Source organism: Bifidobacterium sp. (assembly GCF_051876855.1).
Classification (GTDB): Bacteria; Actinomycetota; Actinomycetes; order Actinomycetales; family Bifidobacteriaceae; genus Bifidobacterium.
In genome coordinates, this window is sequence record NZ_JBJEIH010000035.1 from 22,706 (window position 1) to 38,390 (window position 15,685).

Genomic DNA, 15,685 nt, shown 5'->3' on the forward strand with positions numbered 1-15,685 from the left:
CGGGATGTTGACTCATACCGTTGCTCGTATTCGAAATGTGTTTTTGATTTTCGGCGTGGCCGTGGCGTGCCTGATGTGCGTCGCCTGCGGCTCGGGACATCAGAACGCGACCCCAGCCCCATCGCAAAGCACTGCGAAGGCCGAGAATGGACATGTGTTCAAAGGTCCATACGCTCGAAAATTCGCAGACACGTACAACAGCCTTCAGACCGGTTTTGCCCGGGGACTCATAGAGGATGGCAAGATCAGCGAGAAGGACATCAATGCTTTGGAATTCAAAGTCGAGGGTTGCGTAGATGCCCAAGCTCAAAGCGAAGATGATTTCATCACCTTCATTTGGGAGGAAGGCACGACGACACCGACTCCATACCATGGTGCGAATGCGAAGAGGATGAACAAGATTGCGAAGCAATGCATGGAACGTTACGACGGGTATAAGATCAACGATCTGTCCCACTACGTATACGTCCATGAACATCCCGATGATAACGATCAATCCAAATGATAAATAACCGCGAAGGCGGGCTTGCGCTACGGGACTCGCGGCACAAGCCCACCTTCCGACTCTGCGAAACGAAAGAATCACCACTCCGAGAAGTGAAATCATGAAAAAGACCAACAATAGGGGGAACCGTCACACCGCTGTGACAGTCATGGTATGCGCCATGGTGTGCTGTGCAACATTGCTTTCGGGCTGTGCGGGCGGAGGACATACCGCTCCGTCCACTGGCACCGCGACAAGTGCATCGAGTAGCGCCACTGCGAAGGACGGCACCGTCTTCACCGGATACTACGCGCAACAAATCAAACGCACCTACGATGATGCACACCAGTCCCTGACCAAGAAGATACTGAAGGACAGCAAAATCACCGACGAAGAGTTCAACGAACTCAGCGAGCATTTCAGCGATTGCGCGAAACAGCAAGGCGTCGATGTCACTTTTGACTCGCAAGGCGGCATGCAAACCACGTATCCCGCCGGAATGAGCCAAAGCGATGGCGATTCCGCTGTCGCCCAATGCGACGAGGACAATGATTTCACCAGCATGAGCATTCTGCACGACAGCATGAAAAGCAATCCCAAGAACGAGGATCCAGCGGTACCGTTGCTCCAATGCCTGAAGAAAAACGGGCTCGCCGAACAATCCATGACGGTGGATGATTACAAGGCGATCGTCAGCGACGAGAACAAGGACAAGGACGTATTCGGCAAGTATTTCGACGAATCCGCCCCAGGGTATGATGCCGCGAAGGCGAAACTGTACGAAGCGTGCCAAACGAATTCGTGATGTGCATTCCAAGCGCCGATTGGCCGGTTATGTGAAAGTGACTTTCGCCATCGGCGCTTGACATAATCGTCCGATACACTGGTGTGCTATGTGCGGAATCGTAGGATATGCAGGCGGCATGACCGCATGCGGCAAACCATTGGAAGTATGCATGCAAGGCCTGGGCAGGCTGGAATACCGTGGATATGATTCCGCGGGCGTCGCACTTGCCGCACCTGGCATGAATCTCGTAGCCGTTCGCAAGAAGGCAGGTCGCCTGGACAATCTCAAAGCCGACCTCAAGCGTTCGCCTCTTCCGGACGCAACGGTCGGCATCGGACATACGCGGTGGGCCACGAACGGCGAGCCCAGCGACACCAACGCGCATCCGCATGTGAGCGCGGACGGGAAAATCGCCATCATCCACAATGGCATCATCGAAAACGCATCACAGCTGAAAATGGATCTGCAATCCGAAGGGTACGTGTTCTCCTCCGGCACTGATACCGAAGTCGCGGCGAAACTGCTCGGCAAGGTTGCCAACACCATCATCGAGGAAACCGGCAAACCCGACCTGTTTGAAGCGTTGCGGCGCGTGGCCCGCATGCTGACCGGCGCGTTCACCATCCTCGCCGTGGACTGCCGCCAGCCGGATATCGTCGTCGGTGCACGGCATGATTCCCCGCTCGTGGTGGGCCTAGGCAAGGGGGAGAACTTCCTCGGCTCGGATGTCGCCGCGTTCGTCGCCTACACCAAGCAGGCCATGGAAATCGGGCAGGACCAGGCCGTGTGCATCAGCGGCGACCAGGTGATCGTCACCGATTTCAACGGCAACCCGGTGAAGGATTCCAAGCGGTTCACCGTCGATTGGGATGCTTCCGCGGCGGAAAAGGGCGGCTGGCCCTCGTTCATGGACAAGGAGATTCACGAGGACCCGGAGGCCGTGGCCAATACGCTGCTCGGCCGCTTCGACGACCAGGGCGATATCGTGCTCGACGAAGTGCATATCGGACTGGACGTGTTCCGTCAGATCGACAAAATCATCGTCGTGGCGTGCGGCACAGCAAGTTATGCGGGCATGGTCGCCAAATATGCGATCGAGCATTGGGTGCGCATCCCGGTCGAGGTGGAGCTCGCGCACGAATTCCGCTACCGCGACCCGATTCTGACCCCGCGCACGCTGGTCGTCGCGATTTCGCAGTCCGGCGAGACGATGGACACGCTGATGGCCTTGCGTCACGCCCGCGAACAGGGGTCGCGCGTGTTGGCGATCTGCAATACGCAGGGCGCAAGCATCCCGCGCGAATCCGACGCCGTGCTGTACACGCACGCGGGCCCGGAAATTGCGGTCGCCTCCACCAAGGCCTTTGTCGCGCAGATTGTCGCAGCCTACCTGCTGGGCCTGTATCTGGCGCAGGTGAAGGGCACGATGTACCGCGACGAGATCAGGCACATCCTCGAACAACTCAAGGACATGCCGCAGAAGATCCAGTGGGTGCTGGACAACCAGGCAGGCAATGTCGAGCAGGCCGCCAAGCAGATGGTCAACGCGCATTCCTTCCTGTTCCTCGGCCGCCATGTGGGCTATCCGGTCGCGCTGGAGGGAGCGCTGAAGCTCAAGGAGATCGCCTACACCTTCACCGAGGGCTTCGCCGCGGGCGAGCTCAAGCATGGACCGATCGCCTTGGTGGATGCGGGCGAGCCGGTCGTCGTGATTGTGCCGTCGGCGCGCGGGCGCAACATCCTGCACAACAAGGTGATTTCCGGTATCGAGGAAGTCAAGGCGCGTGGCGCGTTCACTATCGCGGTCGCCGAACTGGGTGACCCGGATGTCGAACAGTACGCGGACGTCGTCTTCTGGCGACCGGTTTGCCCCACGCTGCTCAGCCCGCTGGTGGACGTGGTGCCGTTGCAGCTGTTCGCCATGGATATGGCCATGCTCAAGGGCTATGACGTCGACAAGCCGCGCAATCTCGCGAAATCCGTGACTGTCGAGTGATACCTCGCATGTCCGCGGCGACTCGCAGCGTCGGGGCGTCCGGTATGGCTTCGCTGCCTCATGGGCGCCCCGACGCGCAATCCGGCTCTGGTGATGCCGGGACGTGCGTTCCGCAAGCCAAGCGGCACCGCTGGGTGACCGACGAGCCTGAGATCCCGTTCCGTTGCAGCGTGCTGTACGAGGACGAGCGGATTATCGTCATCGACAAACCGCATTTTGTGCCGACCACGCCGCGCGGCATGTGGTACCGGCAATCCGCGCTTATCAGGCTGCGTGAGCACTACGCGGAGCCGCAGATCACGCCGGCGCACCGGCTGGATCGGTTGACCGCCGGCATCGTGGTCTTCGTGCGCGACCCGGCCTGCCGTGGCGCCTACCAGCTGCTGTTCCAGAACCATTTGGTGCGCAAGACCTACGAATGCCTGGCTCCGGCAGTGCCGATTACACGCCCGCATACCGGCACGCTCACACGCCTCAACGCCCCGGCGGTGTTCCCGCTTCTGCGCTGCTCGCATATCGTCAAGGACCGCGGCCGCCTGCAAGCCTACGAGATACCGGGGGAGCCGAACGCACGGACGATCATAGACCTGCCCGACGCATGCGGCATGACCGACGACACTCCTGGCGCTACGGCACTACCCGCCGGCATCCGCCGGTACGTCTTGCACCCGGTGACCGGGAAAACTCATCAGCTACGCGTCCATATGAGCTCAATCGGCCTGCCGATTATGGGCGACCCGTTCTATCCGACGCTCGAATCTTGCGGGCCGGATGATTTCGGCACGCCTTTGCAGCTGGTCGCGCGCCGGCTTGAATTCACCGATCCGGTCAGCGGACGGGGCATGACATTCGTCTCGTCGGTGCCGTTGCGGTGGCACTGAATACGTCTGAAGATCTTGGAACGTTGCGGCAATCCCGCTGGCGGTCGGTCGCGTCCGAGAATCAGGCAATCGTAACTGAAGCAGTTAAGCTCAATCACCGCAAGGAAAACCGGTTTTTCAGGCACTCGCCCGCCTCCGAATAGGTGAGACGCAGAGGGTATCCGACGTACGGGTATCGCCTATACTGGGCACGGTATCAACAGCTATCAAGGGGCGAATAATGAACCGGAACCTGACTGTCTCCATGCAGGATGTCGCAAGGGAAGCCGGCGTTTCGCCCCAAACAGTCTCCCGCGTCACCAACGGGAGCAAAGGTGTGCGCGACGAGACCCGCGAGCGTGTCGAGGAAGCGATGGACAAGCTCGGGTACCGCCCCAACTATGCCGCACGCGCGCTCAAATACGGCCGGTTCAACGATATCGGCGTCGTGGTGTTCAGTCTGTATGATTATGGCGATTCCCGCATTCTTGACGGCATCGTCGCGGCTGCGGTGGATGAGGGGTACGCGGTCACCGTACGCACGATGGGCGTCGGCAAGGAGCGTTCGCTGCAGGCGGCGGTCGAGCGTATGGCGCAACTGCCGGTTGACGGCATCATTGTCGTGCTCCAGCAGGACGTCCCTGATTTCGATACCTTCGTCCCACCGAAGGAGATGCCGGTCGTGCTCGTGTGTGAGGACGCGTCCGCGAACTGTCCCACGGTGGACGCCGACCAGTACGGGTGCTCCACGAGCATCGTCGATTATCTGCTGGAACAAGGGCACAGCACCGTGCATCATATCGCTGGTCCGATGCAGTCGCGTGCAGCGCGCAGCAGAATGCGAGGGTGGAGCGACCAGCTTGATCGCCATGGCATCGCCGCGCCGCAAGCTCTGATTGGCGACTGGGGAGCGGACAGCGGGTACCGTGCCGGCTTCGAGCTCGCCCACGACCCCGAATGCACCGCCGTGTATGCGGCGAACGATCAGATGGCGTACGGCGCGATTCTGGGATTGAAGGACGGCGGCCGTCGCGTGCCCGAAGATGTCAGCATTGTCGGCGTGGATGATTCGCTCAGAGGCATTGTGCCGAAACTCGACCTGACAACCATGCGCATGCGCTTTGACACCATCGGACATGAGGCGTTCACCATGATTCGCAAGCAGTGCGAAGGCGAGGACGTGCCGGTGAACGTGAAAACCGTGATTCCCGGCGAGCTGATCGAACGCGGGTCCGTGACCCGGTACACGCGTTAAGCCGCGCCGGCGGGCCAGACATGCGATGACGCCGGTGACACCTCGGCGGGCGATGTGTCGGACGATTCGGCAGGGCACATGTGAGAACGCGCATCGGCAAGGCATGAAGCGCCGTCAAGGAAAAACACGGCAGTCGATGGTATGGTAAACATCAGTAATCGAACGCATACAGTTGGAGCGCCATGACAGCACGCAGAACACATCGCTGGCCGAGACCGTTGGACAATGCAGCCCGGCGTATCTGGTACGGCGGTGACTACAATCCCGAACAATGGCCGGAATCCGTCTGGGATGAAGACATCGAGCTCATGAACCAGGCCGGAGTCAATATCGTGTCCCTCGGCATTTTCGCGTGGAGTGCGATAGAACCCGAGGAAGACGTCTACGATTTCGGGTGGCTCGACCGGATTATCGACAAGCTCTACCATGCCGGCATCGCCGTCGACCTCGCCTCCGCGACCGCCAGTCCGCCGCTGTGGCTTACGCAAAAGCATCCGGAAGTCCTGTGGAAGGACGAGCGCGGCGACGCCTGCTGGCCGGGGGCACGACAGCATTGGCGTCCCACCAGCCCGATTTTCCGCGAGTACGCCTTACGGCTGTGCCGTGCCATGGCGCAGCATTACCGGGACAATCCGGCCGTCGTGGCCTGGCATGTGAGCAACGAGTACGGCTGCCACAACCGGTTCGACTATTCCGATGACGCCATGCGCGCCTTCCAGTGCTGGTGCAAGGAACGCTACGGGAACATCGAGGCGGTTAACGACGCGTGGGGCACTTACTTCTGGTCCCAACGCATGACCGACTTCTCACAGATTATCCCGCCGCGGTACATCGGGGAAGGCAATTTCATGAACCCGGGCAAACTGCTTGATTTCAAGCGGTTCTGCTCCGACGCGCTCAAGGAGTTCTTCAAGGCGGAGCGTGACGCGCTCGCCGAAATCACCCCGAATATCCCCCTGACCACAAACTTCATGGTCAGCGCGCCCGGCAACGCCCTCGATTATGATGATTGGGGCAAAGAAGTCGATTTCGTGTCGAACGACCACTACTTCACCCCAGGCCGCCGCCATTTCGACGAGTTGGCCTACTCGTCCTCGCTGGTCGACGGAATCAGCCGCAAACAGCCGTGGTTCCTCATGGAACATTCGACCAGCGCCGTCAACTGGCGCAGCATCAACTACCGCAAGGAACCCGGGCAGCTGGAACGCGACGCGATGGCGCATCTGGCCATGGGCGCGGACGCCATCTGCTTCTTCCAGTGGCGGCAGTCCCAAGCGGGCGCCGAGAAATTCCACAGCGGCATGGTGCCTCACGCAGGGCAGAACAGCCAGGTCTACCGTGACGTCTGCGCGCTCGGCAATGACCTGGACACGCTCTCGCAGGCCGGATTGCCCGGCACCACGCTGAGCCACGCCCGGATAGCCGTCGTCTATGATTACGCGAGCGAATGGGCCACCGAGCATACGGCGACACCCACCCAGCAGGTGCGGCATTGGACGGAACCGCTCGACTGGTTCACCGCACTGGCCGATCAGGGGCTGACCGCCGATGTGGTGCCGCTGGCGGGCGATTGGGAACGCTATGAGATGGTCGTTCTGCCGAGCGTGTATCTGCTGGGCGAAAACGATGCGCGGCGCGTGCGTGATTATGTCGCGGCAGGCGGCAAGTTGTTCGCCACCTACTACACTGGCATCAGCGACGAACGCGACCACGTGTGGCTCGGCGGCTATCCCGGGGCCATTCGCGATGTCGTCGGCGTGCGTTCCGAGGAATTCGCCCCGATGGGCGATGATGACGGCGTGCTCGACCACCTCGACCTGAGCAACGGCACCGTGGCGCACGACATTGCGGACGTTATCACCTCGACCGCGGATTCCGCGCGCATCCTCGCCACCTACCAAGCCGATCCGTGGACCGGTATGGACGGGGTTCCCGCTATCACGGTCAACACGTATGGCGAGGGGCGTGCCGCCTACGTCGGTTGCCGATTGGGGGCTGATGGGCTTGCCGCAAGCCTGCCGGCCATGTTCGAAGCCATGGATGTGAGCGTACCGGCATGGCAAGGCTCCGGCGACATTCTGCGCGTGGTGCGTGAGGGGCACGGCGACGGCGAGCATGAGGCGCCGCGGTTCACGTTCCAGTTCAACCGTACGCACCATCCAGTCGAAGCGGATATCGAAGGGCGTACTATCGTCGCCTCTCTCGCCGAAGACCATGGCGATGGAACGGCGACCATCGCCCCGAACGGCGTCATCGTCAGCATGGGTTGACGGTGGGCGTCGGCGAACAGACACGGAAATCAAGGAGCAGCATGATACGACCATCCCGCGGACGGCACCTCATCGCGAAGGCGTTGTCCGCCGTCATGTCCGTATGCATGCTGCTCACGGTCGCCGCATGCGCGGTGCAGGACACGCGCACCGTCATCACCGTATGGTCATGGGAGCCGAGCATGGGCAAGCTGGCGCAGTCCTTCGAGGCCGCGAACCCTGACATCCATGTCATCGTGAAGAACACGAGCGGCTACGAGAACCTCAACACGGCGATCCAGGACGGGTACGGGTTGCCGGATGTCGCGCAGATCGAATATTTCGCGCTGCCACAGTATGCGGTCAGTGGCCAATTGCGCGATCTGACCGACCGCGCGCAAGGCTATGCGAACTTCTACACGACCGGCACATGGTCCTCGGTGCAGCTCGGCGGCCGCATCTACGGGCTGCCCATGGATTCAGGCCCGATGGCGTTCTTCTACAACGACAGTCTGTTCAGACAGGCCGGGGTTGACCCGACAACCATCCACACGTGGAAGGATTATTACCGGGCGGCCAAGAAACTCAAGAAAATCGGGGTGTATATCGCTGCGGACGCCGGGGATGCAAGCTTCTTCAACGCGATGATTTGGCTCGCCGGCGGCCGTCCGTACCGGACCTCCTCAGACGGCAAAACCGTCACGGTGAACCTCAAAGGTGATACGGGCACGAAAACCTTCATCGAATACTGGCAGAAAATGATGGATGAAGGGCTGATCGACACCCGGCTGACCACATGGTCCACAGGGTGGAAGAACGCACTGGGCAACGGAACCGTCGCCTCGGTCCTGTCGGGCGCGTGGATGCCCTCGATGCTGCTGTACGACGTGCCCGGGGCCGCGGGACAATGGCGGGTTGGCACCATCCCGACCGTCAGTGGCCGCACTGCCAACGCTGAAATCGGCGGGTCGGCGCTGACGATGCTCAACACGACACGCAAACCTGAAGCCGCCTACCGCTTCATCGAATACGTGTGCCATGACTCCGAAGGCATTGCCACACGCGTTGACGGAGGGGCGTTCCCCGCAGATACGTCCACATTGGAATCCAAGACCTTCCTTGAAAAGACGACCATCCGCGACTCGCGCGGAATCCAGATTCCGTATTTCGGAGGTCAACAGTTCAACAAGGTGCTTGCGCAGGCGGCGGAGAACGTGTCCGCAGGCTACCAGTATCTGCCGTTCGAAGTGTATGCGCGCAGCGATTTCCGCGCGACCATGGGCAAGGCCTACAAGTGGGAGTCCGCCAACCAGCGGCGGATTGTCGCCAAAAAGCGTTTCGAAGCGGGCATGACCGACGACGACGGCAATCCCGTGACTGTGCCGGACGATCCGGGGCCGAAAGTCTCGCTCGCCGGGGCGCTCGCCAGTTGGCAGAACGACATCCAAGAGTACGGGGTCAATCAGGGCTTCACTATCCAGTGATGCGGGTGGTGCGGAAACCGGTATTCGCTGCGGCACGTCGGTTGCGCGGCTTATACTGGCGGCAGCGCTGACGGCGACCGCCGCAGCGACAGTGCAGACCGCCGCAACAGCGCGGCGCTTGGGAGGTCGTATGGCTTCAACCCATATCATGCTCGGTGTCACCGGCAGCATCGCGGCGTTCAAAGCGTGCCAACTGGTCAGTGATTGGGGCAAACGCGGGTATGAGACGCGGGTCGCCATGACCGCCGCCGCGCAACACTTCGTCACCCCGCTTTCGTTCGCGTCCCTCGCCCACACGCCGGTACGCACGGCCATGTTCCCCGATACCGCGGATTCCCAGGACGCGCTGGATGCGCAGCGGCTCGGCATCAGCCATATCGATGACGCGAAATGGGCGGACGTGCTCGTCATTGCGCCCGCGACCGCCGATATCATCGCCAAGATCGCGCACGGCATCGCCGACGATTATCTCACCTCGATGGTGCTGGCATACGAGGGTCCCAAAATCCTGTGCCCGGCGATGAACACCCGCATGTACAACAATCCCGTCACCCAGCACAATATCGCTGAATGCCGCGAATTCGGGTGGACGATCGTCGAACCGGCAACCGGGCGGCTAGCCTGCCGGGACACCGGCAAAGGCAAGCTCGCCGACTTGGAGGACATTGAGGATGCCGTTGAACAGGCAGCCGAGAGCGCGACCTCTGGCAGAGGCGGCACGAAGACTGAGACCAGCCGGCCTGCGAACGGCGAATTGGCGGGATTACACGTGCTGGTCACCGCCGGCCCCACCCAGGAACCGCTCGACCCGGTGCGATACCTGACCAACCATTCAACCGGGAAAATGGGGTACGCCCTTGCCCAGGCCGCCCAGGCCATGGGAGCCGAGGTCACGCTCGTATCCGGGCCGGTTTCGCTCGACGAGCCGAAGGGTGTGCGCACCATCCGGGTGCAGACAGCGCAGGAGATGTTCGACGCGGTGCGTGGCCACTTCGCGCAGGCGGATATCACCATCATGGCCGCTGCGGTAGGCGATTTCCGCCCGGAGCATCGCAGTGAGCAAAAAATCAAGAAAACCGGGGGAGTCATGCCGCCGATCACGCTGGTACAGAACCCGGATATCCTCGCTTGGGCGGGCGAACACAAACGCCCGGACGGCTCGCAGCTCGTCTGCGGGTTTGCGATGGAGACGCAGGACCTGCTCGCCAACGCGCAATCCAAGCTGGAACGCAAGCATTGCGACATGCTCGTCGCCAACGACCTCAACGAACCGGGGGCCGGTTTCGCGCACGATACGAACCGGGTCATGATCCTCACCCCGGATACCGACAAGAATGCAGCCACGGACGAAGACGCGCCGCATATCCACGCCGAACCGCAGCCGCTGATGGACAAGCGTGACCTTGCGACCGTCATCCTCGGCAGGCTTGCCCGGATGCGGCAGGAGCGTTTGACGGATTAGAGCGAATCAGCACCCGGGCACTGTGAGATGAATCCGGGTCATGTGGACAATACGAACGCGCGGATGAAAGGACACCCATGCTGCTGGCAGTAGACATCGGAAATACAAATATTGTGCTCGGCTTCCTCGACGGGGATCGCAGGGAGCAAATGAGGGGCACCTACCGGATCACCACAAAAGCGAACCACACGTCGGACGAATACGGGCTCATGATCACCGAATTCCTCGCGATGAGCGGGTACAGTCCGAGTGATGTACAGGACGTGATCATCGTGTCCGTCGTGCCGAAAGTCATGCATTCCTTCCGCGCGAGCATCGTGAAATTCCTCGGCATCGACCCGATGATCGTCGGTCCGGGCATCAAAACCGGCATCAACGTGGTCATGGACAATCCCAAAACCATGGGCGCTGATTGTCTCGCCGACTGCGTGGGCGCGTACTTCACGTACGGCGGGCCGGTACTAGTCGCGGATTTCGGGACGGCAACGACCTTCAACTACGTGGACGGCGAAGGCAGCATTCGCAGCGGGCTGATCACCACCGGTATCCGCACCGCGGCGTCCGCCCTGTGGAACGAAACCGCCCAACTGCCGGAAGTCGAGATCACGCGGCCCAAGTCGATTCTCGCGAAGAACACGAAGGACGCGATGCAGGCGGGGCTCTATTACAACTTTCTCGGCGGCATCGAACGTACCATCCGTCAGTTCCAGCAGGAGATCGACGGGGAATTCCGCGTCATCGCCACCGGCGGTCTCGGACGCATGTTCAAGGACGATACCGACCTGATCGACGTGTATGACCCCGATTTGATTTTCAAAGGATTGGCGTCGATTTACGCGCGCAACACCCGCTGAATTTGCCGATTCGACGCGATATCAGTGTGCTGGCGGACGGGCCGTGCGGCAGCCGGGGCCGGACGGGCGGCATCAGACAATCCGCCTGCACGCGTATGATGAGGCGAGGTGGCCGACCCGCATGGGCGGCTAACCGACGCAACAACAGCAGGCCCAACGGCCGAACAGAGGAGCAACCATGGCCAAGTCCAATGGTGCGTACGGCACGTCCGACGCAACCGAACCAGACACCACCACAACCCAGCCGCCACACGCGACGGAAGATACCGGCACCAACGCCGGCACGAACGCTGATACCAACGCCAGCACCGATGCGAGCACCGATGCCAGTCTGAACGCGCACGCGAAACAGCGTAAGAAGGGGCATGACGGGCATCGCACGATCATCTGGGTGGTCGCCGCACTGGTGGTCGTCGCGCTTGTCGTATGCATTGCCATCGTGAACTCACGCTCCCGCAAGGCCGCAGCGCCGGCCCAATCGGACAGCATCGCCATCGGCATCAAACTCGCGCCAGTGAGCCTCGACATCCGCAACCAATCCGGTTCCGCGCTCGAACAGCTGCTCATTGGCAATGTCTACGAAGCGCTCGTCTCGCGCAACTCGAACAACGAGGTCGAACCAGGTCTTGCAAAAAGCTGGACTATCAGCGACGACGGGCTGACCTACACCTTCAAGCTCAACGAGCATATGAACTTCTCCAACGGCGACCCGCTCGACGCCACCGATGTCGCGTGGTCCATCAACCAGCTCAAATCCAAGCAATACTACAACAGCGACCAGGTCGAGAACCTCAAACAAGCCAGCGCCCCCGACGCGACCACCGTGAAACTCACGCTAAGCCAACCCGATGCGAATATGCTGTGGTACCTTTCCGGCCGTCCCGGCCTGGTCTTCGACAAGGATGCGCACTACGACGCGAAAACCACGGCTGTCGGTTCCGGGCCGTATCTGGTCAAGTCTTTTGATTCCAGCAGCAAGCTCGTTTTGCAGGCGAACCCGAAATATTGGGGTAGCGCGCACAAAGCCCGCACAAACACCGTCACCGTGCGGTTCCTGCCGGACGACAACGCGGCGCTCAACGCGCTGACCAGTGGGGACGTGCAGGTGCTGTCCCCGGTTAACGCGAATATGACTGGCAAGCTTAAAAGCAGTGGGAAATACACCGTCAAGGCGACCGAAGGCAGCGACAAGTTCGTGCTCGCGTTCAACTGCACCGGCGCGAAAACCTCCGACAAGCGCGTACGGCAGGCGATCCGCTACGCCATCAACCACAAGGAAATCATCGCCTCACGCGGGGGAGTGGATGCGGCGCTCGGTGGGCCGATCCCGTCCGTCGACCCCGGCTACGAGGACCTGACCGGACTGTATCCGTACAATCCCAGCAAGGCCAAGAGCCTCATGCAGCAGGCAGGGTACTCCACAAGCCATCCGCTCAAACTGACGCTCACCTACGCGACGAGTATCTACGGTTCTGAGCTCGGCGAACAGCTGCGCAGCCAGTTGAGTAGTATTGGCATCGATCTGAGCGTCAACGGCGCGGAATTCTCCACATGGCTTCAGGACGTGCACGCCAACGGCGATTACGACCTCTCGCTTGTCGACCATGCGGAAAGCCACGACTTCTATAAGTGGACGCAGCCCGACTACTACTACCATTACGACAATCCGCAGGTGCAGGCGCTGTATGCCAAATCGCTTGCCGCAACGAACGACAAGGACCATGCGCGCTATCTCAAGCAGGCGGCGAAGATCGTCAGCGAGGATGCACCCGCCGACTGGCTGTTCGCCTATCGGGTGAGCGTCGCGCAAGTCAAGGGCGTGACCGGGTTCCCGTCCAAGCTGTGCCAGAGTGTGCTGCCGTTGTGGAAGGTCGCGTACACGCCGGCGCAGGCGTAGGGTGTAGCGGCGCATCGCTGTGATACGGTTTGGCGGCAGGCGGCTGACTTGCAGCAGACGCGATACGCGGCATGACATACGGCAAGACAACGCGGCAACATGTGGCAGGACGCGGCGATACGTGGTGATACGCGGCAAGAGCCATAGGCAAGGAGCATCAAGACTATGAGATATCTGATTCGTCGGCTGGTGCTGTTCGTGGCCGCCTTGTTCGGGCTGTCGTTACTGGTGTTTGTCGCGTTGCGGATTTTGCCGGGCGACGTGGCCTCCGTCATGGCGGGCACGAACGCCACGCCTGCGCGCGTGGCCGCGTTGCGCTCGCAGATGGGGCTGGACCGTTCGTACCCGCAGCAATATGCGGATTGGCTGTCGGGCCTGGTGCACGGGAATATGGGGGTGTCTGCAATCAGCGGACGCTCGGTCGCCTCACAGGTCGGGTCACATGCGGCCATCACGATGCCACTGATTGTATTGAGCCTGATTGTCGCCCTTGGCGTGGGCGTTCCGCTTGGCTGTCAGGCGGTGCTCGCCGCGAATTCGCGGGTGCGCGGCGTGTTGCATATCCTCGCCATCGTCGGTGGTGCGGTGCCGGCGTTGTGGGGTGGGCTGCTGCTCATCATGCTGTTCGGCCGCGGGGTCGGACTTGTCGGCATCCTGCCATCGCAGGGATTTCCTGATGCCGGCTGGCGCGATCCGGTAGCGGCGCTCGCATCGTTGATTCTGCCTGCCATCGCGACCGGATTGGTGGCAGGGGCCGCAATCATGCGCTATACCCGCGCCTGCCTGATATCGATGGAAGACAGCGACGCCGTGGCGATGGCCATGGCGTGCGGGATGACGCGCCGGCAGGCGATGCTCGGCGTGGGATTGCGGCTGTCCGCCGCGCAGCTGGTGTCGGTGGCGGGGCTGACTTTTGCGCAGATGGTCACCGGCGTCATGGTTGTTGAAAGTCTGTTCAATCTTCCCGGATTGGGCGCCATGCTGATCGGCGATGTCGGTAATCGTGATTTGGTCGCCGTGCAAAGCGAATTGTTCCTGCTCGCCGCATTCTTCCTGCTGCTCGGTGTGCTGGTCGATATGCTTCATCATGCGCTTGACCCGCGGTTGGGCGAGCAATCCGAGGAACGAGGGTGAGGGAAGATATGGCTTCATCGCGTAATCGTTGTGGGCGCTTGCGGGAAACCGGGCGTCCGACATCGTCGGAGCAATCCGCGGCAATCGTTCATCCGGCTGATACAAGGCTTCCTGGGCTTTCGGACGATGCAGAGCATCCGGGTGAAACCAGGCTTCCTGCCGATGCCGGGCATTCTACCAATGCTGCTGATTCGCGGCATGTCGGACCTGTGAGACACCCGTCCCGCGGCGGCTTCTACGGCAGATTGCCGTTGCACGTCAGGCTTGGGATTATCCTGCGCAGCATGTGGGAACGGCCAGGTGGGCGGTTTGCGCTGATTGTCATGGCGTTGTGGCTGGTCGTGTCCGCGGTGTCGCTCGTGTGGACGCCCTACCCGCTGCTGCACACCGATGGCGACGATGTGTGGGCGTCGCCGTCCGTTGCCCATCCGCTCGGTACGGATGGTGTAGGCGCGGATGTGCTCAGCTGGCTGATGGCCGGGTCGCGCACGGATCTGGCGGTTGCCGTGCTGACCGTGCTGGTGTCCGCGGCAATCGGGCTCGCGCTCACCGCCGCGATGGTATCGACCCGCCGGACGCTCGCCTCGGCAAGCGTAGTGGTTGTGGACGCGCTTATCGCGATTCCTACGGTGCTGCTCGCCCTGCTGTTCGCCGCCCCCTTCGGCACGTCCATCGCGGTGGTCGTCGCGGCGTGCGGTATCACGTACGGGCTGAATATGGCGCGAATTCTGAGGCCGACGGCGGCTTTGGCAGCTAGGAGCGCATACGTGGAGGCGGCCAAGGCGAGCGGTGTCGGCCCGTGGCGTGTATTCGTGAGACATATTGTGCCCTCGACCTTCCCGGTACTTGCCGTGCAGCTGTCGATGAGCGCGGGGACTTCGATTCTCGCCGAGGCGGGGTTGACCTATCTGGGTGTCGGTGTGCCGTCGGGCATGCCGAGTTGGGGGCATTCGCTGACCACGTCGGTGCGGCTGATCAGCGTGTATCCGCTGACGGTGCTTTGGCCGGGCTTGGTGGTCACGCTCGTGGTGACCGCGCTGTATTTGCTGGGGGATGCGATTCGCGATTGCGCGGACCCGTTGGCCAATCCCCAGTTGCGTCGGGCGTCAGGGGGATGCTCGGGGCAGGCATGTCGAGGCGAGGAGACGGAATCGTGAGCAATCTGGACGCGAGTGAGCTGAATGTGAGCGGCATGACTGCGAATGTTGCCGGGGTCGATGGCA

General features: G+C 61.5%; 12 protein-coding genes. All 12 read left to right on the forward strand.

Annotated features, from left to right (window positions below; all coding sequences use genetic code 11):
* Positions 1 to 505, forward strand: a 505-nt coding sequence (locus tag ACI38B_RS02715) for a hypothetical protein (protein ID WP_439729424.1), incomplete at its 5' end; no start/stop codon positions are given.
* 160 nt (positions 506 to 665) lie between these two features.
* Positions 666 to 1,289 (forward strand): hypothetical protein, encoded by a 624-nt coding sequence (locus tag ACI38B_RS02720; RefSeq protein WP_439729425.1) that lies wholly within the window; start codon positions 666 to 668, stop codon positions 1,287 to 1,289.
* Positions 1,290 to 1,377: 88 nt separating this feature from the next.
* On the forward strand, positions 1,378 to 3,267 hold the full coding sequence (gene glmS / locus ACI38B_RS02725; protein WP_439729426.1) for a glutamine--fructose-6-phosphate transaminase (isomerizing): 1,890 nt from the start codon (positions 1,378 to 1,380) through the stop codon (positions 3,265 to 3,267).
* A gap of 134 nt (positions 3,268 to 3,401) precedes the next feature.
* On the forward strand, positions 3,402 to 4,148 hold the full coding sequence (locus tag ACI38B_RS02730) for a pseudouridine synthase (protein WP_439729438.1): 747 nt from the start codon (positions 3,402 to 3,404) through the stop codon (positions 4,146 to 4,148).
* A 220-nt stretch (positions 4,149 to 4,368) separates the two neighbouring features.
* On the forward strand, positions 4,369 to 5,382 hold the full coding sequence (locus ACI38B_RS02735) for a LacI family DNA-binding transcriptional regulator (RefSeq protein WP_439729427.1): 1,014 nt from the start codon (positions 4,369 to 4,371) through the stop codon (positions 5,380 to 5,382).
* 182 nt (positions 5,383 to 5,564) lie between these two features.
* Positions 5,565 to 7,652, forward strand: a complete 2,088-nt coding sequence (locus tag ACI38B_RS02740) for a beta-galactosidase (protein WP_439729428.1) — start codon at positions 5,565 to 5,567, stop codon at positions 7,650 to 7,652.
* 41 nt (positions 7,653 to 7,693) lie between these two features.
* Positions 7,694 to 9,115 (forward strand): ABC transporter substrate-binding protein, encoded by a 1,422-nt coding sequence (locus tag ACI38B_RS02745; RefSeq protein ID WP_439729429.1) that lies wholly within the window; start codon positions 7,694 to 7,696, stop codon positions 9,113 to 9,115.
* A gap of 130 nt (positions 9,116 to 9,245) precedes the next feature.
* Positions 9,246 to 10,577 (forward strand): bifunctional phosphopantothenoylcysteine decarboxylase/phosphopantothenate--cysteine ligase CoaBC, encoded by a 1,332-nt coding sequence (gene coaBC, locus ACI38B_RS02750; RefSeq protein ID WP_439729430.1) that lies wholly within the window; start codon positions 9,246 to 9,248, stop codon positions 10,575 to 10,577.
* Between the two features lie 77 nt (positions 10,578 to 10,654).
* On the forward strand, positions 10,655 to 11,431 hold the full coding sequence (locus ACI38B_RS02755; RefSeq protein WP_439729431.1) for a type III pantothenate kinase: 777 nt from the start codon (positions 10,655 to 10,657) through the stop codon (positions 11,429 to 11,431).
* Positions 11,432 to 11,609: 178 nt separating this feature from the next.
* Positions 11,610 to 13,328, forward strand: a complete 1,719-nt coding sequence (locus ACI38B_RS02760) for an ABC transporter substrate-binding protein (protein ID WP_439729432.1) — start codon at positions 11,610 to 11,612, stop codon at positions 13,326 to 13,328.
* A gap of 165 nt (positions 13,329 to 13,493) precedes the next feature.
* A complete protein-coding gene (locus ACI38B_RS02765; RefSeq protein ID WP_439729433.1) occupies positions 13,494 to 14,462 on the forward strand; it encodes an ABC transporter permease in 969 nt (322 codons plus the stop codon).
* A gap of 284 nt (positions 14,463 to 14,746) precedes the next feature.
* The gene (locus tag ACI38B_RS02770) at positions 14,747 to 15,619 is read left to right on the forward strand and encodes an ABC transporter permease (RefSeq protein ID WP_439729439.1); all 873 of its coding nucleotides are present in this window, start codon (positions 14,747 to 14,749) and stop codon (positions 15,617 to 15,619) included.
* Positions 15,620 to 15,685: the final 66 nt, after the last annotated feature.